This is a genomic window from Desulfovibrio sp., from assembly GCF_047607245.1.
Lineage (GTDB): Bacteria > Desulfobacterota > Desulfovibrionia > Desulfovibrionales > Desulfovibrionaceae > Desulfovibrio.
The window spans coordinates 41,816-63,653 of record NZ_JASGDK010000064.1; the positions used below are offsets into that span (position 1 = coordinate 41,816).

The 21,838-nt window shown below is 55.3% G+C and carries 17 protein-coding genes; 15 read left to right on the plus strand and 2 right to left on the minus strand.

Going from position 1 to position 21,838, the window contains the following annotated elements:
* Nucleotides 1-213: 213 nt before the first annotated feature.
* The 11 genes from QM579_RS04880 to QM579_RS04930 all read left to right on the plus strand — a co-directional run bounded on the left by QM579_RS04880 (nucleotide 214) and on the right by QM579_RS04930 (nucleotide 16,720).
* Nucleotides 214-903, plus strand: a complete 690-nt coding sequence (locus QM579_RS04880; RefSeq protein ID WP_414998059.1) for a MotA/TolQ/ExbB proton channel family protein — start codon at nucleotides 214-216, stop codon at nucleotides 901-903.
* 105 nt (nucleotides 904-1,008) lie between these two features.
* Nucleotides 1,009-1,260: a hypothetical protein gene (locus tag QM579_RS04885; protein ID WP_414998060.1), complete on the plus strand. Its 252-nt coding sequence runs from the start codon at nucleotides 1,009-1,011 to the stop codon at nucleotides 1,258-1,260.
* A gap of 308 nt (nucleotides 1,261-1,568) precedes the next feature.
* Entirely contained in the window at nucleotides 1,569-4,469 is a 2,901-nt protein-coding gene (locus QM579_RS04890; protein ID WP_414998061.1) for a M16 family metallopeptidase, read from the plus strand.
* Entirely contained in the window at nucleotides 4,469-5,365 is an 897-nt protein-coding gene (locus QM579_RS04895; RefSeq protein ID WP_414998062.1) for an ATP-binding cassette domain-containing protein, read from the plus strand. Before QM579_RS04890 ends, QM579_RS04895 begins: the two co-directional genes overlap by 1 nt.
* A 19-nt stretch (nucleotides 5,366-5,384) precedes the next feature.
* Nucleotides 5,385-6,053 carry a hypothetical protein gene (locus QM579_RS04900; RefSeq protein WP_414998063.1) on the plus strand — a complete coding sequence of 223 codons (669 nt, stop codon included), beginning with the start codon at nucleotides 5,385-5,387 and terminating at the stop codon, nucleotides 6,051-6,053.
* The gene (locus QM579_RS04905; protein ID WP_414998064.1) at nucleotides 6,050-7,354 is read left to right on the plus strand and encodes a DUF4857 domain-containing protein; all 1,305 of its coding nucleotides are present in this window, start codon (nucleotides 6,050-6,052) and stop codon (nucleotides 7,352-7,354) included. Before QM579_RS04900 ends, QM579_RS04905 begins: the two co-directional genes overlap by 4 nt.
* A gap of 177 nt (nucleotides 7,355-7,531) precedes the next feature.
* Complete coding sequence (locus QM579_RS04910) at nucleotides 7,532-10,084, plus strand: TonB-dependent receptor plug domain-containing protein (protein WP_414998065.1); 2,553 nt, start codon at nucleotides 7,532-7,534, stop codon at nucleotides 10,082-10,084.
* A gap of 123 nt (nucleotides 10,085-10,207) precedes the next feature.
* Nucleotides 10,208-12,016: an extracellular solute-binding protein gene (locus tag QM579_RS04915; protein WP_414998066.1), complete on the plus strand. Its 1,809-nt coding sequence runs from the start codon at nucleotides 10,208-10,210 to the stop codon at nucleotides 12,014-12,016.
* Nucleotides 12,016-13,104 (plus strand): microcin C ABC transporter permease YejB, encoded by a 1,089-nt coding sequence (locus QM579_RS04920; protein WP_414998067.1) that lies wholly within the window; start codon nucleotides 12,016-12,018, stop codon nucleotides 13,102-13,104. Before QM579_RS04915 ends, QM579_RS04920 begins: the two co-directional genes overlap by 1 nt.
* Nucleotides 13,101-14,147, plus strand: coding sequence for an ABC transporter permease (locus QM579_RS04925; protein WP_414998068.1), 1,047 nt, complete (start codon nucleotides 13,101-13,103; stop codon nucleotides 14,145-14,147). The genes QM579_RS04920 and QM579_RS04925 overlap by 4 nt, the downstream gene beginning before the upstream one ends.
* The gene (locus tag QM579_RS04930) at nucleotides 14,144-16,720 is read left to right on the plus strand and encodes a dipeptide ABC transporter ATP-binding protein (protein ID WP_414998069.1); all 2,577 of its coding nucleotides are present in this window, start codon (nucleotides 14,144-14,146) and stop codon (nucleotides 16,718-16,720) included. The genes QM579_RS04925 and QM579_RS04930 overlap by 4 nt, the downstream gene beginning before the upstream one ends.
* Nucleotides 16,721-16,974: 254 nt before the next feature.
* On the opposite strand, the gene QM579_RS04935 is transcribed toward QM579_RS04930, so the two are convergent.
* Both QM579_RS04935 and QM579_RS04940 read right to left on the minus strand, forming a co-directional pair.
* Nucleotides 16,975-17,673, minus strand: coding sequence for a glutamine amidotransferase (locus QM579_RS04935; RefSeq protein WP_414998070.1), 699 nt, complete (start codon nucleotides 17,671-17,673; stop codon nucleotides 16,975-16,977).
* 32 nt (nucleotides 17,674-17,705) lie between these two features.
* Nucleotides 17,706-18,407, minus strand: coding sequence for a Fe-only nitrogenase accessory AnfO family protein (locus QM579_RS04940; RefSeq protein WP_414998071.1), 702 nt, complete (start codon nucleotides 18,405-18,407; stop codon nucleotides 17,706-17,708).
* Nucleotides 18,408-18,999: 592 nt separating this feature from the next.
* Here QM579_RS04940 and nifH point away from each other — a divergent pair.
* The 4 genes from nifH to QM579_RS04960 form a co-directional block, all read left to right on the plus strand.
* The gene (gene nifH, locus QM579_RS04945; RefSeq protein ID WP_414998072.1) at nucleotides 19,000-19,827 is read left to right on the plus strand and encodes a nitrogenase iron protein; all 828 of its coding nucleotides are present in this window, start codon (nucleotides 19,000-19,002) and stop codon (nucleotides 19,825-19,827) included.
* A 142-nt stretch (nucleotides 19,828-19,969) separates the two neighbouring features.
* Nucleotides 19,970-20,287, plus strand: a complete 318-nt coding sequence (locus QM579_RS04950; protein ID WP_414998073.1) for a P-II family nitrogen regulator — start codon at nucleotides 19,970-19,972, stop codon at nucleotides 20,285-20,287.
* An 8-nt stretch (nucleotides 20,288-20,295) separates the two neighbouring features.
* Nucleotides 20,296-20,667: a P-II family nitrogen regulator gene (locus QM579_RS04955; RefSeq protein WP_183717090.1), complete on the plus strand. Its 372-nt coding sequence runs from the start codon at nucleotides 20,296-20,298 to the stop codon at nucleotides 20,665-20,667.
* A gap of 22 nt (nucleotides 20,668-20,689) precedes the next feature.
* The coding region (locus QM579_RS04960) for a nitrogenase subunit alpha (RefSeq protein WP_414998074.1) at nucleotides 20,690-21,838 on the plus strand (1,149 nt) is incomplete at its 3' end.

Here is a 21,838-nt window from a genome sequence, read left to right on the forward strand (position 1 = left end):
ATGATCTGTTGACATACCATACCCTTTTACTAGAAATACTGCCGTACCTAACCAGCCGTCCACACTGGATATGGCACCCCACTTTGGTTGACGCGCACTAAAGTATCCGCTACAAGCTGCAAATCAACATTCAAATTCAATTTCTTTTTATCCCGTATAGGCCAGGCAAGCATTCGGCGTCGGGACGGCATTAAGGGTTCTGGGGGGGGACTGATGGACTCCATGATTCAGGCCATTTTGCAGGCTACGCTTATTTCCAAATTTGTTCTTGTTCTCCTGTTGGGCATGTCGGTGGCCAGCTGGGCCTACATGTGCGGCAAGTGGCTGACCTTACGTACGGCCCAACGCCGCGCCACAGAAGGGTTGGCGGCTTTTGACGAGGCCGGGCCCCTGCGCGCTTCGCTGCCCATCATGGCAGCAGACGAGCACTCTCCCCTTTTCAGCATCACCTGGCGCGGTGTGCGCGAATTTAATCGCCTAGCGCGTACTGGTGACACTGCACGCCTGCTTGACGATAATGTGCGCCGCGCGCTCCACTTTGGCATTGCTGAAGAACTTGCCAGCCTCAAGTCATCATTGGCCCTTCTGGCCACTGCTGCCAACACCGCACCTTTTATTGGCCTTTTCGGTACCGTATGGGGCATCATGCACTCTTTCACGGCAATCGCACAGATGAAGAGCGTGTCCCTGGCAACGGTGGCTCCGGGCATTGCCGAAGCCCTCATTGCCACGGCAGTGGGGCTCTTTGTGGCCATTCCCGCAGTCTGTGGATACAACGTTTTTCGAGCCCGCCTAAGAGCCATAGAAGGCGTGTGCATCAACTACGCGGGGCAACTGCTCAACCGCCTGCAACACGAAGTTGCCGACCACAGCAACGGGCTTGGATTTGCCGGAGAAGCCTAGCAAAAACAGGCGCGCAGGCGGATGACGACTTTGTAGCAAAAACTAACGTCACGCCCCTTGAGGATGTGACGCCGGTTTTCTCATTATCTTTATGCCTACAGCCCTATGATGACAGACGGGCTTGATGGGAATCTGCCCAAGGTTGAAACCTCCGAAGTGCTGCCCACTGATGCCGACAATGTTCTGCTTGCAGTCAAAGCCGGGGGCGTAATTTTTCTGAATCAGCAAAAGACTGTGGTAGCCGCCCTGGCGGAAGCAATTACCAGTCTGGAATACAGGGACAAGCAGATATTTATGCGGCTGACAAGGATGCTCCTTACGGAAAAGTTATGGACAGGCTACGGGACGCGGGCATGACCAAGGTTGGCCTTGTGACCGTGTCCTCCGGATTGGATCAGAATAGCGAACCCTCCTCGGCGGGTCCGTAGCCAAGGGGGCTCCGACTGGGTTTACCGGGTTGCTGCCCAGAGGCGGCTGACTGTGGCTTTGCGTTTTTTCAAGCACCCTGCCTGCACTCCTTCAAGCAACACGTTTGATGGCGACAGACACATTAAAAGAGCTGTATGCCGCCACCTAAATGGAACAAGTGTTCATTTTCAATTTCAAATCATGTGACCTGCGTCTGCTCAGGCGGGCGTGTACTGTCACACGTAAAAGGTGATGATATGCCCATATTCCGCGCTATGGCGGCATTAGTAGCACTTGCTGGCTGTCTGGTTGGAAGCCCTTTGGATCTGTATGCAGGGCCGTCGCAAACGTCGCTTGCCGAAGCTTTTTGGTACGATGGCAAATGGGCCCACGAGCATTCGGATCTTCCTGCCGATCCTGCCATTACCTTTGGCCGCCTGCCCAACGGTTTTCGATATGCTGTCATCCCCAACGCCAACCCCAAGGGGCGGGTGTCGTTGTACCTTGATGTGCAGGCCGGTTCCCTTATGGAAAAGGAAGATGAGCTGGGGTACGCCCACTATGTGGAGCATATGGCCTTCAACGGCACGCGCAATTTTCCTCCTGGCTCGCTTGTTCCCTTTTTCCAGAAGCACGGCATGAGCTTTGGCGGCGACACCAATGCCCATACCGCCTGGACGGAAACAGTCTATAAATTGAATCTGGCCGGAACAGACAAAGAAACCCTGAGCATGGGCCTTACCATTCTGCGGGATTTCGCTGACGGCATGCAGTTCGACCCCAAAGAAGTAGAAGAAGAGCTGGGCGTCATACTGGCGGAAAAAAACCATCGCGACAATGAAGCCATGCAGAGCCGCCGTCAGCGCACAGCCGAGCTATATGCGGGCACGGCCTTTGTCAACGAACCCATCGGCACTGAAGAATGCCTCAATGCCGTCACATCAGAACGCCTGTCTGCCTTTTACCACAAATGGTACCATCCTGAACGCATGATTCTGGTGGCCGTTGGCTCCGTTACTGCGCCGGAAATGGAACGCCTGGTGGCAGAAGCTTTTGGCGACATGAAAAATACAGGCCCGGCCCCTGCGCCCCAGACGTGGGGCAACCCCAAACTGGACGGAATCAGGGCCATCAGCGAAAAGCGGGCCATCAGCGGAGAAGACGTTTCCGTCATTCTGCATTTTCCCCGCGTGCACCAGCGCGATTCTCAAAAAAACCAGCTCGAACAGCTTACCGACTCTGTGGTGGAATATTGCATGCAACGCCGCTTGCAAGAGCGCGACCAGCGTGACGCCCTCTGGAACAGTGGCCGTTTTATGAATCGCTGGCGGCAAGGGCTCATCCCGTCCGCAGTGCTGGGCGTGAACACGCATGCTTCCGGCTGGCGTGATTCGCTTGAAGCCCTGGCCGAGGAAACCCGCCTTGCGGCCACGCACGGGTTTACAGATCAGGAAATCGCCCAGGCTCTCGACGCACTGAAAAAGACCTACGCACGCCGCGTCGGGCAGCGTTCCGGCATGAGCAATACCGACGTGGCCGACGAATTCGTGCGTACGGCCAACGCGGATTTCGTGCAAACATCGCCTGCTGCCGACCTGAATCTTTTTGAACAGTTACGCAAAGACGTTAAGGCCAAAACCGTCAACGCCGTTGCTCGCAAGGTACTGGGCGGCAATAACCTCACGCTTGTTGTCGGGGCTGCTGTTCCCCCTGATCAGCAGGAAATTCTCCAGGCCTGGAAACGTGGCGCAGCGCGAGAACTTGCCCCCGTTACCCGCCGCGAAAGTCCGGCATTTCCTTACCTGCCTGTGCCCAAGGAAACGCCCGCCAAGGCTTTACCATCGATGGAAAGCCGTGTGCTTTCACTGCCGGGCGAGCAAGATGTGCGCCTTTATCAGGCGCAGCTGCGGGATGGAACGGAAGTTTACGTGCTGCCTCTGCCTTTTGAGTCTGGCAAGGCTGCGGTGCAGGTTCTGTACGGGGCAGGCTACGCGGCTCAACCTGATGCCGAAATTGCCCTGGCGCAGACAGCTACGGCAGTGCTGGCTGAAGGCGGGATCGGCAAGATTTCACGTCTGGATGCGCAAAAGATCGTGGAAACCATCGGCGGCACGGTGAAGGAAAACTTTGGCGCGCAAGGCGCGTCCATAAGCATTGATGGCGATTCGCGCCGCCTGGAACTACTTGTTCAGGCAGCTTGGACACAGTTTGCCGATCCGCAACTGGACGCGGCGGCATTGCAGAAGGCGCGGCGCAAACTTGAGGCGCAGGTGCGCAAAAAGCGTGAAACCGTAGCCGAAGTAGCCAAAACCGATGGTCAGGCATTTTTTTACGGCGGCGCGCGGCGCTATCGTTCGCTTGAGCCTGAAGAAACCGCTGGGCTCAACCTTGCAGATGTGCGCGACTTTGTGGCCAATGCCCGTAAGGAAGGCCCCCTCCGCGTGGTCATCAGTGGCGATGTGAACCCGCCGCAGGCTCTTGCTCTGGCAGCACGCTATTTTGGCGGTCTGAATTCCGTGCAGCCGCCCCGCACCAACGCCCCTGCGGCCCTGGCCTTCCCTGCTGGCGGCAAGGCGCTGGTCAAGGTGCCGGATACTGTGGACCAGGTGGTACTGCGCAAGGCGTGGCGTCTGGACTTTCCTGCCGATGGCGACCGCTCTGTGCTGGCCGCCCGCCAACTGGCCGCCGCTACCCTGCGTGACAAGCTGCGCCGCGACCTGCGGGAGCGTATGGGAGCCAGCTACAGCCCTTCGGCTTTCTACCGCAACATGCCTGCTGAAAACGGTTATGCGCTGTTACAAATAGAGGTGGGTACCGACAACGCACAGTCTGGAGACGTGGCCGCGTACCTTGAAAAACTCACCCCCTGGGATATTGGCGCAACCGAGCTGGACCGCTTGAGGGCTCCGCTTCTCACAAGTTTGAAAAGCGGCCGGGCAAGCTCCCAGTACTGGCAGCGCTTGCTGACAGCCGAATTGAATATGGGGCTGCCCTTTCTTCAGTGGGCTAACACTAACGGTGAAGAACTGGCCAAGGTAACGCCGGAGGAAGCCACTGCCGCTCTGCGAGAGATGCTTCAGGCTCCTGCCGCTTCATGGACCGTGATGTCCACCCAGTCGGGTGGCGGGGAAGCCGCTGCTCCCGGGGAGAGCTTTTGATGGAAGAAATGGTTTGCTGCCGTGCCCTGCGACACAGCTACCACGGCACTGAAGTGCTGCACGGCATTGATTTCAGCGTACGGCGCGGCGAGGTTGTGGGCCTGCTGGGTAAGAATGGCGCGGGGAAAAGCACCAGCATCAACATATTGATGGGATTCATGCAACCGGATTCCGGCCTGTGTTCCGTCATGGGGCACCCGAGCCACTCCATTCCACCGCAGGTACGCGCGCGGATTGGTCTGTTGCATGAAGGTTTTACACAATACAACTTTATGACCATTGCTGAAATAGAGCGGTTTTACGCCGCTTTCTACCCGCAATGGGACAGCACGGTTTACTATGACCTGGTAAATCGTATGGGCGTGCCCGCCAACAGGCGCATCACACGTCTTTCCTGCGGGCAGCGCTCACAGGTTACTTTGGGGCTCATCTTTGCCCAACAGGCAGAGCTTATGATCCTCGACGACTATTCTCTGGGGCTGGACGTGGGCTATCGGCGGCTGTTTCTGGAGTTTTTGCAAGATCATGTGCGCCGCCGCGGAACAACCGTGCTGCTGACGTCGCACGTTGTGCAGGAGCTGGAAAACCTGCTGGATTCTCTGGTTATCATCCATAAAGGCGCAGTACTGGCCAACGAACGCTATGACAACTTCATGCATTCGTTTTTCTGCTACCGTGTGCCCCTTTCACAGGCTGGCGAAGCTCTGCAGGACAATGACGGCCCCCTGCTGCGCGTGGAACGGGGCGTGGATCACCTCATGCTCTACAGCCGGGCCATGCCTGAAGAAATGCGCTTTTTTCTTGAAAGCCGTGGTGTGAACAATCTGGATGGCCCGCCCGCACCTGTGCCTATGTCCTTTGAGGACGCTTTTGTAGGCCTGACCGGCAGATACTGAACGAGGAAGCGGAAGCACTATGATCAAGGCACTGTTTTTTAAGGAATGGCTCAAGCTCCGCTATTTTTTGTGGGTTCCCTTCATGTTTGCGGGAGCTGCTCTGGCCGACTATTGCCTCACGCTCAAGGGCGTACTGGCAATGCACGGGGCCATAGATACGTGGAACGGCATTATCGCCAAGGACACTATATATTTCAACTCGCTTCAATGGGCATTTGTTTTGGGCGGCGTATGGCTTGCTTCCGTGCAGCTGATACCGGAGAGCACAAACAAGCGGCTGCGCCTGCTGTTTCACTTGCCCGTGTCGTCCTGCCTTTCGCTGGGCGTGCAGATCGTCACCGGGCTGGGGGTCATGCTGGCCCTGTTTTGCGCCGCTTCGCTGGCTTTCATTCTGGCGGGCAGATATTTTGGTTTTCCTCCTGAAATGCTCATGCCGATGTTCCGCACCATCCTGCCCTGGGGGCTGGCTGGCGCGGTAAGCTGGTGCGCCACGGCTGCGGCCATTGCCGACCCGTCTTTCAAGCGCAAGATAGTCATTGCCCTGATTGGGTTTGGCTATATTACCATGCTCATCAATGGCCGGGGCTTTGCCTCAATGGATTCCAGCCTCTGTCTTTACATACTGGCATGTCTGCCCTGGCCTCTGGCTCTCGGAGCCGCGGCCCTGCGCGTTAAGGAGGGCGAATGATGCGTATCTACTGGTTGCGTCTTGCGCCTGTGCTTATGGGAATTTTTGTGCTGGCCTGGTTTGTGCCGCAAACCTATCTGCGTTCGACGCGCGCCGATTATTATCAGGTCAGCGGCATGTACAGCCCGGTATTTAAAGAGTTTGTTCTCTGGGAAACCGGATCGTCTCTTTTCATCTTCAAACGTGAAGACGGAACACGCCTGAGCCTGCGCGAGGGCCGCATGGCCACACCTTTTTCCTTTCCCAAGGATATTGAAAAATGGGGTGGCTTTCCTCTGGAAATAGATGGGCAGACCATCACCTATACGGACGCACAGGAAAACGCCTGGGCCCGGGTGAACCCGCGCGCCGTGATGTTGCCTATGTCCCGTGTGCAGGTGCTGATGGAGTCTGCACCTGAAACCTCTTCCTACAAACTGCCGCCGGACATCATGCTGGTCGACGACAATGCCCTGCGCTTTGTCGATTGCGCTACAGGCAAGGAAAACACTTCAAAGGGCAAAGACTTCACTGCCGCCCTGAATGATGCAGGCGTGCAGTTTCCTCTGCAGGCCGCGGCAAGCAATCCCGATCCCTATAAAGGGCATGATGAAGGCATGTTCTTTGTGGACGCCAGCGGAGCGCTGTTTCAGTTGCGTATGGTCAAGGGGCAGCCTCTCTGCCTCAATACAGGCCATAAGATTTCAGGCAAGCCCCTGTTTATTGACGTCAAAGAAAAAAGAAACAGCGATTTTCTTGGCGTTATAGCCACAGACAACGGGCTGTATCTTAACCTGCGAAACAGTGCCCCCTTGCGCCTTCCTGTCAGCTATGAACCAGACTCGCAATCGATATCCCTGTGGATAACCCCGCTTGACGCCACCATAACCGTCAAGGGGCTGGGCCCTAAAAATCAGCGGCAGGCTTTTATGGTGGCCACTGACAACCAGTTTCGCGTCTTGCGCAACCTTGATCTGGACACGCCTCCTGCCGTTCTTGACAGGCAGCAGAACCTGCAACGTGGCCTTTCACTGCTGACGCCCTTTTCCATTGTACAGTTTGAGCCGCATATTCCAGGCACGGTTCTGCACGTCCGGCCTGCCCAGTATCCCCTGTTGGCTCTGGCTGGCTGCGTGCTGAGCAGCATTGTACTCTTGGCCGTGAGGCGGCGAGCGCGGGCAACGCAAAGCTTTGTCTCCATACTGCGCGGAACCTGGCCAGAAGTGATCCTTACGTTGACGCTGGGCCTGCCTGCCTTGCTGATGCTTCTTCTCATGGGGCCGCTGACGCGGCCATCACCTCCATGCTGTTCTGTTGAATAAAAGGTCAAGGCGACGCGTGTCACGCGTACGGATGGATCGCCGCGCTGCTTTGCAACGAAGGCGAATGGGGCCATCCGTTTAATTAATGTCAAAGGAAGAAAGGGGTTTGTCTGGATGAAAAAGAAATTGCATTTTCTTTCTATAAAAAGGGGGATTCTCTTTTGCCTTTCCCTGAGTTTGTCACTGACGGCAGTGCCCTATGGTGGAATGGCATTGGCGGCAGAAATGGACGCAGCCACCAACGCTGCTGTTGAAGAGGCCCTACGCGCCGGAAGCGGAGATGCTGACGGAACTGCTGAAAAGGAAAAAGCAGAGCACAAGAAAGCGCCGGGTACAGACACGACCAACAAGGTACACGTGGTCGAAGGCGTTGAAGTACGCGGAATAGCTGAGCAACCCGGTGAAATTGTCATCAACCAGAACACCATTGAAATGACGCCTACGGGTACCAATACCGTCACTGACCTGTTGCGCGGCCAGTCCAGTGTACAATTCGATTCATCTTCCCGCAGCGGTATGCTTGGCGGCGAAATCACGCCGCCCAAAATTTCCATTCGCGGCGCCAAGCACAATGAAAACAATTTCATGATCAACGGCATGAGCAACAACAGCCGCATCAATCCCGGCGGATACGACAACGTTGACAACGGCGGTATCCCCAGCGGCGATTCGCAGGCTCTTATTATTGATCCGGATATCCTTAAGGAAGTTAAAGTATACACAGAAAACGTGCCCGCCAAATACGGCAGTTTTCTCGGCGGCGTTATTGATGCCAAGCTTCGTGATGCCGCCACTGATGCGTGGCATGGCATGGCCTCTTTACGCTACACCAGCAGCGACTGGACAAATTTTCACTATACTGAGGCGGATAAAAAACTGACAGAAGGCCCGGCCCGCGCCGGGGGGGACTATCAGCCCGAGTTTTACAAGTACAACAGTTCGTTCCGCCTGGAAGGTCCACTGTGGGAAGACGGGCTTGGGCTTATGCTGACCTACACCAACATGACCTCCATCATTCCCCTGACGCTTATTCCCAATGACGCTTCCGTTACAGAGCGCCGGGTGAACCAGAACTTTATGGCCAAGATAAACACGCCCAAGAGCAGCCCGTTGTTTCTCAGTCTGGCTGCCATCTATGCGCCATACAAATCCACCAGATACAGCGAAAAATACTTTGACGGTGGAAAGTTCAGCGTGGATGGCGGCGGCATCAATTTGATAATTAACAGCTACTACGACACGCCCATCGGCCGATGGGGCAATGATATTTCCTACAGTAAATCAGACCTTTCCCGTCTCAACGATAAAGACAAGCTCTATAACTGGGGAAATTTCGGGTCCATGAGTGACAAGACCTTTAATGGCAAGATGGCCACTGAAGGCGGCATGGGCAACTACAAGCAACGCCAGACGGAATTGAGCTGGAAAAGCGATCTGGACTTGAAGGCCTACGGGCCTGAACTGTTTTCCAACCAGGTTTCGCTAGGCTTTGAACTGAAAAGAACTATGTTTGAGGCAAACAGGGGCGCCTATACGTCATTCCTTGTCGGCACAAAGAATACAAGTGCTGTTGGTTCGCGTGAAGACGGCATCATTACCGGAGAGCAGTTTGCCAAAAACAAGATGGAATACGATGCCCGTGACCGCTATGTAAACATATTCTCCCCATCATTTTATTTGCAGGATTCCATTGAAATAGAACGGCTCACACTTCGTCCAGGCGTTCGCGTTTCTAGCGATTCACTGACCAACAATACTGATATTGCCCCCCGCTTTTTTGCCAACCTGGATATCCTTGACGACGACCGCTTCAATATCTTCGGCGGGTACAACCGTTATTATGGAACGCAAGTTGTACAGAAAGCCTTGATGGCCCCAACGAGCAACACCTCATACAGCCGAACTGCTTACAACAAACCCTGGGTTGCCTTAAAAACAACCACTCCCATCTTTTCACAACTTGGTGATCTAAAAACCCCCTATACGGACGAATACACTGCGGGGGCCTCCGCTGAAGTATGGAACACCCTGTTTAAAGCTGTTTTTGTCAAACGCGATTACCGGGATCAGATAAAAGTCATACCCATTGGGACCACAGGCAGTTCCGAGTACTCCAACCGGGGCAAGACCGACTACAAAGGTATTACCCTTTCCGCAGAGCGTACTTTTGATTTCGGCGATTGGGGCAGGCATGTGGGCGAACTTTCCGCCACATGGTCCAAGACCAAGGGCAATTACACCGATTGGACCGGCAGAACCTATGACGAAGTCGACAACACAATAAAATTTGATCCTGACTACGTTCTTTATAACGGCGTGATGACCAGCGCCTCAAGTTTGCCAGCCAATAACTTCAACTCTCCCTGGGTAATAACCTACACGCAGAATTCTTATTTCTGGGAAGACCGCGTTCGCTTTATGGGGGTGTTGCGGTGGGAACAAGGCGGCAAGCGCATCTTTAGCGATGTGGCCAATAAAAACACACAGCTTGGCCCTTCCGGCATGTACCTCAATGCTTACAAAGAAGGGTATCAGGAAGACATGCTCAATGTTGACACCAAGTTGAGCGTCGACGCCATAAAGTACAAAAACCACACCCTTACTCTGGAACTGGAAGCCCTGAACCTGATGGACAGAAAAAACCTTTCAAACATCAGTACCACAGAAACGACACAGGGCTCCTACTCATTGGGACGCCAGTTCTACGCTGGCATAAAGTACACATTCTAGTTTTTTTGTGGGGGAACAAGCGGCATGCGCAGGCAAATAATATCATGCGATTCTGGTTCGCGCCCATTTCTTGGGGGCCGTCCGCTGGAAATAAGGCTGACTGCAATGCTCGTCTGGCTATTAGTGAGCCTGCTTGCTGCCGCTCTTCCCCCACACGTTCAGGCAGCCCCAAAGGCCGTGCTGGGCCTTTGGGACGACACATCAGAAACTGAAGCAGACGGTCCTTTCGCCCACGTGAATCAAGATGCGCCCAAGGGCGGCAAGCTCCGCCTCAGTGCCATCGGCAGCTTTGACAGCTTTAACGCTTTCAGCCCGCGCGGGGTCAGTGCGTCCCAGATAGCCATTACTTACGAAACACTGGGAACAGAGCAGCGCGGCACACAGGATTTCATCATGCGCGGCCTGTTGGCAGAAAGCTTTGACCTTGCGCCCGACCGCACTTCCCTGCGAGTGAAGTTGCGCCCGCAGGCCCGGTTTGCCGACGGCATGCCCGTGACTGCCAAGGATGTGCTCTACACCTTTAACGCGCTTATTAAAGAAGCTTCCCCCATATACCGCGCATACTATGATCAGGTAGAGAGCGTTGAAGAACTTGGCGAGCACGAGGTGCTGTTCCGCTTTGCCTCCGGCACCAGCAGAGAATTGCCACTTATTGTCTGCCAGATGGCCGTGCTGCCCTCCCACTGGTGGCAAGGCCGCAATCTGGGCGATCCGCAAACCGAGGCCATGCCCGGCAGCGGCCCCTATCACCTTGTCAGCAGCACGATGGGGTCGCGCCTCATCTATGAACGCCGCAAAGACTGGTGGGGAGCAGACTTGGACGTCAACCGTGGCCGCTACAATTTTGACTCCGTTCAGGTGGACTATTATCGCGACGCCGCCATCGCCCGCGAGGCCTTCTTTGCCGGAGAAGTAGATTTTTACAACGAAAACAACATCAAGGACTGGACCAACGCCTACAACGTGCCCGCAGTGCGCGACGGACGCATCACACGCCTGCCCCAGGAATATATACGGCCTATGGGTATGGGCGGCATTTTCATGAACACTCGCCGTCCTGTTCTGGCCGACATGCGCGTTCGCCGCGCCCTGACCTTGCTGTTTGATTTCGACTGGATGAACAGCGCCTTCTTTTACAATTCCCATACGCGCTTCAACAGCTTCTTTACCAACTCCCCTTTTGCCGCCGAATCGCTGCCCTCAGCAGAAGAATTGAAACTTATGGAACGCTGGCGCGACAAACTTGACCCCGCAGTCTTTGGCCCGCTGCCCGAACAACCCACAGGTGGGCAGGCTACCGTGCGCGACAGGCTGCGCGCGGCTTTGGAACTCTTTGGACAGGCCGGATGGCGCGTACAGGACGGGGTAATGGTCAATGAACAGGGACAACCTATGGTTCTGACCATTCTGACCAACTCCCCTTCATTGCAACGCGTTTATATTCCGTTTCGCAACAGCCTGAAAAGAGTGGGCATCACGCTGAACGTGCGCCTTGTGGACCAAACCCAGTATGTGAGCCGCATGCGCGCTTTCGACTTTGACCTGATCCACAGTACGGTGCGCCAGTCCTCCAACCCCGGCAATGAACAGCGAAACTACTGGTCTTCAACTGCCGCAAAAACACGGGGTTCACGCAATTATGCGGGTATTCAGGATCCTGTGCTCGACGAACTGGTGGAAGAACTGGTGGCGGCTCCTGCAAAGCAGGATCTCTATGCCCGCGCAGCTTTGCTGGACAGGCTGCTGCAACATGGCTGTTACGTTATCCCTGCCTGGTACAGCCGTGACATGCGGGTAGCGTGGTGGAAAAACCGCATCACTCCGCCTCCCGGCATGGGTACAACAGGCGTTGATATTATGGCCTGGCATACAACACCCCCGGCTGTGCCAGCACGGGCAGACGCCACACCTGCTGCCAGGGAGGAACGCTGATGCTGCGCTATACCCTGCGACGTCTTTTGCTTGTGTTGCCCACGCTGCTTGGCATTCTGACCATCAATTTTTTTATGGTGCAGACTGCGCCCGGTGGCCCGGTGGAGCAGTTCATCGCCACGCTGGAGGGCAGCGGCAGCGCCTTTATGGAGCGTGTAGGCAGCGCCGGGCCTGATATGACAGCATCCATCGAGGGAGAGGGGCTGTACTCCGGCGCGCGTGGGCTCAATCCCAAAACCCTTGAGGCTGTGAGCAAGCTCTATGGCTTCGACAAGCCCATTCTTACCCGCTATGTGGACATGCTGCGCGATTTTCTCTGCTTTGACTTCGGCAAGAGCCTGTTCAAGGCTGACCGGGTTTCTGACCTGATTGTCAACTCATTGCCCGTATCCATCAGCATCGGCGTGTGGAGCACCCTGCTGATTTATATGGTGTCCATTCCTCTGGGCATAGCGCGTGCCGTGCGCAGGGGCAGCACCTTTGACTTTGCCACCGGGGCTGTGCTGGTGACGGCCAGCGCCATTCCGGGGTTTCTTTTCGCAGTGCTGCTTATCGTGCTGTTCGCGGGCGGGTCATACTGGCAGATATTCCCTCTGCGGGGGCTGCACTCGCTGGGGTACGAAAGCATGCCCTTCTGGCAGCAGGCGCTCGATTACATGCACCACATGGTTCTGCCCGTCATATCTATGACTATTGGCGGGTTTGCCGCGCTGACCATGCTTACCCGCAACTCCTTTCTGGACGAACTGAGCAAGCAGTATGTGGAAACGGCCCGCTCCAAGGGTTTGAGTGAGCGCTCCGTGCTGTACGGACATGTGTTCCGCAATGCCATGCTCATTGTCATTGCCGGATTGCCGGGAACATTTGTGCGCATGTTTTTTGCCGGGTCCCTGCTCATCGAGACCATATTTTCTCTTAACGGTCTGGGGCTGCTCGGCTTTGAAGCTGCCATGCAGAGGGATTATCCCGTCATGTTCGCCACGCTGTATATCTTCACTCTCATTGGTCTGGTCACATCCATCATTGGAGACCTGACCATGACAAAAGTTGATCCCCGCATCGACTTTGCCGGAAGGAGCAAGGCATGAATCCCGTTACGCGCCGCCGATGGCAGACTTTTAAGGGCAACCGCCGCGCCTTCTGCTTTTTCTGCCTTTTCAGTCTGTGCTTTTCACTCAGCTTGTGCGCGGAATTTCTGGCTAACGACAAACCGCTGGTGGTGAGTTACCAGCACAAGCTGTATTTTCCCATTTTTCAGAATCTGGACGAGCGCACTCTCGGGGGCGATCTGCCCATCCTTGCTGACTACAGCGACCCCGTTATCGCCACGTCCATAGCTAAACACGGCTGGGCTGTCTGGCCGCCCATCCGTTATTCCTTCGGCACAATTTCACAGCGCGAAGGCGTTACCTTTCCTGCGCCGCCCAGCGCTGAAAACTGGCTGGGCACGGATGATCAGGGGCGCGACATACTGGCCCGGCTTTTGTATGGATTTCGTCTTTCTGTGCTGTTTGGCCTGTGCCTTTCCTTTTTCGGCTGTGTCGTGGGCATGCTCGCCGGGGTTGTGCAGGGTTACTATGGCGGTTTGGCGGACCTGCTGTTTCAGCGCTTTATGGAGATATGGTCCGGCATACCGGTGCTCTATCTCATCATCATTATTTCCAGCGTCATAACTATGGGCTTTTGGGCGCTGCTGGCCCTGATGCTGGCTTTCAGCTGGATGCGTGTTGTGGGCGTGGTGCGCGCGGAAAGCCTGCGGGCCCGCAATATGGAATACGTGCGGGCCGCCCGTGCACTGGGCGTGCCCGACAGGGGCATCATGCTGCGACATGTGCTGCCCAACGCCGTGGTTGCGCTCATTTCCATACTGCCCTTTCTGGTAAACTCTTCCATTGTAACCCTGACCTCACTGGATTTTCTGGGGTTTGGTCTGCCGCCGGAATATCCCTCGCTTGGTGAGCTGGTTGTGCAGGGCAAAAACAATCTGTTCGCGCCCTGGATAGGTTTTTCAGCCTTTTTTACCCTGGCGGGCATGCTGACCAGCCTGGTCTTCATCGGCGAAGGGCTGCGTGACGCCTTTGACCCGCGGGTTTTCCTCAGCAATAGCGGCCAGTGGGAGGAACGGGCATGAAACTTCTGGATGTTCAGAATCTGCATGTGGCCTTTGCTTGCGCGGATAAGCGTGCTGAGGCATCCGGCGCGCCCGAGAATCAATGCGTGGTGCGCGATGTCTCTTTCAGCGTTGACAAGGGGCAGTGTGTGGCCCTGGTGGGAGAAAGCGGCGCGGGCAAAACGCTTACTTCGCGTTCAATTGTGCGCCTGCTGCCGCGTGGGGCATTTATACAGAGCGGCCAGATACTCTTTAACGGCACTGATATTACCACCCTGCCGGAAAAAGACGTTGTCGCCTTGCGCGGCCAGAAAATAGGCATGGTTTTTCAGGATCCGCTGGCCGCCCTGAATCCCCTGCACCGGGTGGGCGACCAGATTGCCGAATGCCTGCGCGTTCACAAGGGTCTGACGGAGGCGCAACTGCAATCTCGTGTGCTGGACCTGTTTGATCTGGTGCGTCTGGACCGTCCTGAAGAGCGTTACAAAGCTTACCCCCACGAACTGTCCGGGGGACAACGCCAGCGTATAATGCTGGCACTGGCTGCCGCCAACGATCCTGACCTGCTCATTGCCGACGAACCGACAACGGCGCTGGACGCCACGGTACAACAAGCCATTTTGCGCCTGCTGGAAGACCTGCGCAAAGAACTCGGCATGAGCCTGCTGCTTATCAGCCACGATCTCGGCATGGTGCGGCGCTTTGCCGATATTGTGCATGTTATGCGGCACGGCAGGATTATTGAATCTTCGTCCACCCTGTTCACCAATCCGCAGCATGAGTACACACGCTCGCTCCTTCGTGCCGGAAACGACGACTGGGCGCGCCCTGTTTTATCTGATCAGGCAGAGCCTGTAATGACGGTCAAAGACTTGCGCGTGAGCTTTCCCCGGCCCAAGACACGGCTTTTTCAACGCACGCCGGAACCCTTCACCGCCCTTGACGGCATAGACTTCACCCTGTGGCCTGGCGAATGTCTGGGGGTGGTAGGTGAAAGCGGATCGGGAAAATCCACCCTGGCTCTGGCTGTGTTGCGGCTTATAGCCAGCAGTGGCCATATCAACTTTATGGGCCGCGACATCCAGAGCCTGAACCATGCGGAAATGGCACCCCTGCGCAGCAACATCCAGATTGTGCTGCAAAATCCCTTTCTTTCGCTCAATCCGCGCATGTGCGTCCGAGATCTTGTAGAAGAAGGTTTGCGGGTGCATGCCATCCCGGCTGAACAACGCGACGGGCGCGTGCGCGAGGCTCTGGTGGATGTGGGCCTTTCACCAGCCTATGCCGGGCGCTTTCCGCACGAGCTTTCTGGCGGTGAGCGGCAACGAGTCGCCATTGCGCGGGCTCTGGCCCTGCGCCCCGAAGTGCTGTTGCTTGATGAACCCACGTCATCGCTGGACAGGGCGCTGCAATTTCAGATCATTGAACTGCTGCGAGACCTTCAGACCCGCTACGGCATGGCTTTCATATACATCAGCCATGACCTGGCCCTGGTAAAAGGGTTCTGCCAGCGTGTACTTGTGTTGGACAAAGGAAAATGCGTGGAACAGGGCCCCGTGCGCGAAGTCTTTGCCACGCCTCGCTCCACGCAGATGCGCGACCTGCTTGATGCGGCCATGCCGGGGGAGTTTGAACACCAGCTTGCGCCAGCAGAGCAAGATAAAACCACTGCCGGAAAATACACGGCCTCCACACGGCGCAGGCGAATGACCGCGCATGCCCGGCATATCTTATCAAAACGCCCCAAGGCACATAAAAAAAACTTGCTGTTTTCTGTGGGAATGCACGCCTGTCTGCTGGGAGCTCTTTGGGGCATTCCAATGCAGGCATCAGGTGGCGGAGAATCATCCATGCAGGTTTCGCTGGTGGGTATGGATATGGGCACCGCGACGACAGGTAAATGCAGGATGTCCAACACCAACGGCACTGACCCCAACGCCACTGCGGCCAAAGAAAACAAAATGCCTCTGCAGGAACAGAAGAAACCAGAAAAAGAAGAAACTCAGATAAAGGAAAAGGTCGAAAAGCCTGATCTGGTGCTTAAAGAAAAAAACAAGCCCAAAAAGCAGAAAGAAGAGCAAACACCAAAAGACAGGCAGAAGAAAAACAAACCAGCCGAGGATCAGCCCTCACGGGCTGCACCGCCATCTCAAGGCAGTGAATCGCAGCAAAGCAATGAGGCCGAATCGGCGGGCACTGCGGCTCAAGCTCAGGGCAGCGGCAGAAACGACGGAGGTCAGGGCGGCGGCAGCGGCGGCGGGATGGGTATGGAGCGGGGCCGGGGCCAAGGAAAGGGCTCGGTGTATGGCATCAACGATTGGGACGTGCCCCCGGCTGTCATACAACGCGTGAAACCCAACTATCCAGACAGCGCCAAACAGGCCCGCATAGAGGCAATAGTCACGGTTCGCGCTGTTATTGACCCGTCGGGACGCGTACTGCGCGCTGTTGTACTTTCCAAAGGCGAAAGCCATCTTTTTGCAGAAGAAACCTTGGCCGCTGTCAAGCGCTGGCGTTTCGCCCCCGGCAAGGCAGGGGGCAAACCCGTCATGTGTGTTGTGGAAATTCCCGTTGTGTTCAAACTGGATCGCTAAATTGCTGACAGAATATTGCTTGTCAGCAGTCTCCTGCCTTGATGCAGAACGCAAGGCTTGTTGCCGGTTTGTATGCCTCAATTTACGTGTTGCCAATGCGCTGCCCCAATAGAGCAGTCCCCAATTTCAAAGTACTTACTTCTCCGCTTAACCGCAGGAACAAATGGAGCGGCCTTTTGCTCGGGCTGACAAGCGGAGTCGTAAATACACGCATGGCACGCGGCTGATCTATTTTACCTTAGAGGATTGTGCCCTCACGCAACCTCTTCTGCCAACCAGCGCCGCATGAATTTCTGCCCTGCCATACGCGCCGCGTCGCCAAGCCGAACCGCATCCGCACGTATGGCGCGGGGGTCATTCTTGGTCACGGCCAATTCGCAACAATGCCCTATAAGCCATGTATCCATAAGACTGGCGTCCATTTCCGCATGAAACTGCAGGGCAAGCTGCCCGCGTCCGCGGGAAAAAGCCTGATGTGGCGTCAGCAGCGTTGATGCCAGCAATTCACACCCGGGCGGTATATCAAAGGTGTCCCCGTGCCAGTGAAGAACGGGCGCGCCCGCAAGTTCTGCCAAGGGACCTTGCAATCCTGCAGAATTCACCTCCACGCGTCCCCATCCTATTTCCTTGCTTGGCCCGGCGTACACGCGTGCGCCAAGGGCAGCGGCCATAAGCTGCGCTCCGAGGCAAATACCCAGCAAGGGCCTGCCAGAGGCCAGCCGCTCCGCCACCATTGCCCTTTCGTCCAGCAAAAATGGGTAAATGTCTTCTTCGCCCACGCCTATAGGGCCGCCCAACACTACGGCCAGATCCGCATCATCCCACAGGTCAACAGTCAAAGGCGTAACCCCCGCCTGCACGTAGGTTACGTCATACCCGGCTTCTTTCAGAGGTTGCTCAAAAACGCCCAGATGTTCAAAAGCCACATGCCGCACGGCGACGCAGTGTTTCATATTTCCCTCGCAGGCTGTAATTTACATCCTCCTTATCCACAAGAACAGCCCCCCGCGTCAAACCATTTTTGCCCCGTGAGTGTGGCGTGATCCCGCCCTTCCGGATGGTTTATGGTAAGCAGGGTGAGGCCAGACTCCAGAATTTCCTTTCTGGTCTCAAGCCCTGTCAGCAGCGCAAAGCTGTCCAGCCAACGTGGCGGATGATCGCACCGCACCTGCAACTGAATAAATGGCTTTTTTTCAAAGAATACCAGTATAGCTTCCCGTGAGGTGAACAGGGGATCAGCCTCTTTGGCCTCAACCATATCGAGAAAAAAACGGCCTGGCGCTATTTCGCGCGGCGTACTGGCAGCTGGGCGCGAAGAAGGTGCGGCAGGGTTGCGCAAGGCATTCAAAACACTGCCGCGCACGGCTTCAAGTGCAAGTGCGTCAAATCGGTCCATAATGCAGATATTGAAGCCAAGGGCATCCAGCATGCCATAGAGGGCTCCATTGTCGTCCGTGCCCACTAGTATGCGGCAAGCACCTAATGTCTGGATGAGATCGTCCAGTTTTTCGCGCAGGCCGCCAATACTTTCTTGCCCCGACAGGCCAAAAGCGATTTCGGTCTCTGGCTGCCATCCACCTTCACTCCTGGCATACACAGACACAACACTGGCAGTGGGCGGAGCCGCAAGCTCTCCGGTTCCATTCATAAAGACTGCAATTCTGCCTCCATCGAGCAACGTGGTCATAAAGCCTCCTGCTTTTGTCTGTAGATCCATAAGGCCAGAGCCTTTCCTGCCAATAGCGGATATTACCCCGGCCATCCTGCATTGCCTGACAAGCAGAATTGCAAAAAACGTGCGCTACCAAGCAAACTTCAGAAAAACTCGCTTTTTACCTGACTCACCTGCCGTAAAATAACTTTTTTCACCTCCCCTGCCCTGCCTGTCAGCGCCACACACAGAGAATGTGTACCTTGGTGCACAAATAGCCACGTCCACGTTTTGATCACGATAAACTGCTACTAAAAAACATATTTATATTCTAGCTAGTTAAAAGAAAAGCTCAACGATAAAATAGCGTTTTCACAAAAAATAGTGATCTCATAACTTACTATAATTTATTGCTTTTCATACAAAATGTACAACTATGTACGAATTTAAGTGATGTGTACTCATCAGTACACACAGGCACGGACATTTTATAAAAAAATATAATAAATTTAGATAGTTATTAATAATAAATACGTCTGGCACACCCAATGCAATCACCGTTGCAAACAATGACAGGGCCAAACCTGGCCCCTGCCTCAAACAGCCGGAATCCGGCGGGAGAACGCTTATGCCTCGTAAAATCGCTATTTACGGCAAGGGCGGCATTGGCAAGTCCACCACCACTCAGAACACGGCGGCCGCTATGGCCCATTTTCACGACAAGAAAATCTTCATCCACGGCTGCGACCCCAAGGCAGACTCCACCCGCCTCATTCTTGGCGGTAAGCCGCAGGAAACACTTATGGACACCCTGCGTGCCCTGGGTGCCGAAAAAGTTACCCTGGACAAGGTTGTGAAGAAGGGCTTCAAGGACATCCTCTGCGTGGAATCCGGCGGCCCCGAACCCGGCGTTGGCTGTGCAGGACGCGGCGTCATCACGGCTATTGACCTTATGGAAAATCAGGGGGCCTACACTGACGACCTGGACTTCGTGTTCTTTGACGTTCTGGGTGACGTGGTGTGCGGCGGTTTCGCCATGCCCATCCGTGACGGTAAGGCCCAAGAAGTCTACATCGTGGCTTCAGGCGAAATGATGGCCATCTACGCCGCCAACAACATCTGCAAAGGGCTTCTCAAATATGCCAAGCAGAGCGGCGTGCGCCTTGGCGGCATCATCTGCAACAGCAGAAACGTGGATAAGGAGCAAGAGTTTCTTGAAGAATTCACCGCATCCATCGGCACGCAGATGATCCACTTCGTCCCCCGCGACAATATTGTGCAAAAGGCGGAATTCAACAAGAAAACCGTCACTGAATTCGACGATGCAGCTAATCAGGCCCAGGAATACAGCATGCTGGGTGAAAAAATCATCAACAACAAAAACTTTGTCATCCCGCAGCCCCTGACTATGGACCAGCTTGAGGCCATGGTCGTGAAGTACGGCATCACCGACTAGCTCCAGAGCAATTTACGAATGAAATGAGTCAATTGTTCTGCGAGGATTGACGTACAAATCCTCGCCACGAAATAGGCGCAGACGGGCTTTGCTCGCCGTAAAGCGACTATCTCAAGCGCAAAATTCTATAAAGGAGCGCCACATGAAAATGGTACGAGCTGTCATACGACCAGAGAGCACGGAACTTGTGGTGGATGCCCTTGCCGCTTCAGGCTTTGTGGCCCTGACCAAGATTCAGGCATTCGGCCGCGGCAAGCAGAAAGGCATAGACAGCGGCAATGTGCACTACGATGAACTGCCCAAGAATCTGCTTATGCTTGTGGTAGAGGACGAGCATGTTCCACAGGTGCTCGAGGTGGTGCAGAAGCAGGCCAAGACAGGCAACTTTGGTGACGGCAAGGTTTTTGTCTCCCCCGTTGAAACTGTCTTCACCATCCGGACCGGCCAGGAAGGCGTCTAGGAGGCCACATGAAGGAGATAATCGCCATCATACGGCCCAACAAGGTCACTGCCACAAAGCGGGCTTTAGACCGCCTGGGTTTCCCGAGCATGAGCGTCGTAGCTGTTTTCGGGCGCGGCAAGCAAAAGGGAATCGCCAACGAGGTCGCAGTGGAAATCAGCCCCATAGTGCGCGGGCTGGGCAGCTTCAAAGGCATGCCCTATGTGCCTAAAAGACTGCTCTCCATTGTGGTTCCCGTAGAAATGCTCAGCAAGGTCGTAAACACCATTATCAAGATAAACCAGACTGGGGACATCGGCGACGGCAAGGTCATCGTTTGCCCTGTGGAAGACGCTCTGCGGGTTCGCACAGGCGAAACGGGACAAGCCGCCATCCTGTAAAGCTCACAGCAAGGAACATCCCATGCCATACCATCTATTCAAATGCAGTGAATGCATACCTGAGCGCAAGATGCACGCCGTGGTCAAAGGCGAGAACGACGACCTGTCTACCTGCCTGCCGCTGGGCTATCTGAACACCATTCCCGGGACCATTTCCGAACGCGGATGCGCCTTTTGCGGAGCCAAGCACGTTATCGGCACACCCATGAAGGACGTTATTCACCTCTGCCACGGCCCCGTGGGATGCACCTATGACACGTGGCAGACCAAACGGTACATCAGCGACGACGGCAACTTTCAGCTCAAGTATACGTTCGCTTCGGACATGAAGGAAAAACACGTGGTCTTCGGCGCCGAAGACCAGTTGCGCAACAGTATTGTTGAAGCCTTCAAGGCATTTCCGCACATCAAGCGCATGACCATCTACCAGACCTGCGCCTCGGCCCTTATCGGCGACGATATCAACGCCCTGGCCCAGGAAATTATGGAAGAAATGCCCGATGTAGACATCTTTGTGTGCAACTCGCCCGGTTTCGCTGGCCCAAGCCAGTCTGGCGGGCACCACAAGATCAACATCGCCTGGATCAACCAGAAAGTCGGCACCTATGAGCCGGAAATCACCAGCCGCTACGTTATCAACTATGTGGGCGACTATAACATCCAGGGCGATGTGGAAGTCATGTGCGACTACTTCCGCCGCATGGGCATACAGGTGCTTTCGGTCTTCACAGGCAACGGCCGTTACGACGACCTGCGCGGCATGCACAAAGCCCAGCTCAACGTGCTGGAATGTGCCCGCTCGGCTGAGTACATCTGCAACGAACTGCGGACCCGCTACGGTATCCCCCGATTGGACATCGACGGTTTCGGCTTTGAGATGCTCAGTGAATCCCTGCTCAAAATCGGTCTTTTCTTCGGACTGGAAAAAGAAGCTCAGGCCATTATTGATGCAGAAACCGCCCGCTGGAAGCCCGAACTGGACTGGTACGCCAAACGGCTCAAGGGCATCAAGGTCTGCCTGTGGCCCGGCGGTTCCAAGCTGTGGCACTGGGCGCACGTTATTGAAAAGGAAATGGGCCTGGACGTTGTTTCCATCTACTCCAAGTTCGGTCACCAGGGCGACTTTGAAAAGGGCATAGCCCGCGCCAAGCCCGGAACCCTGGCCATTGAC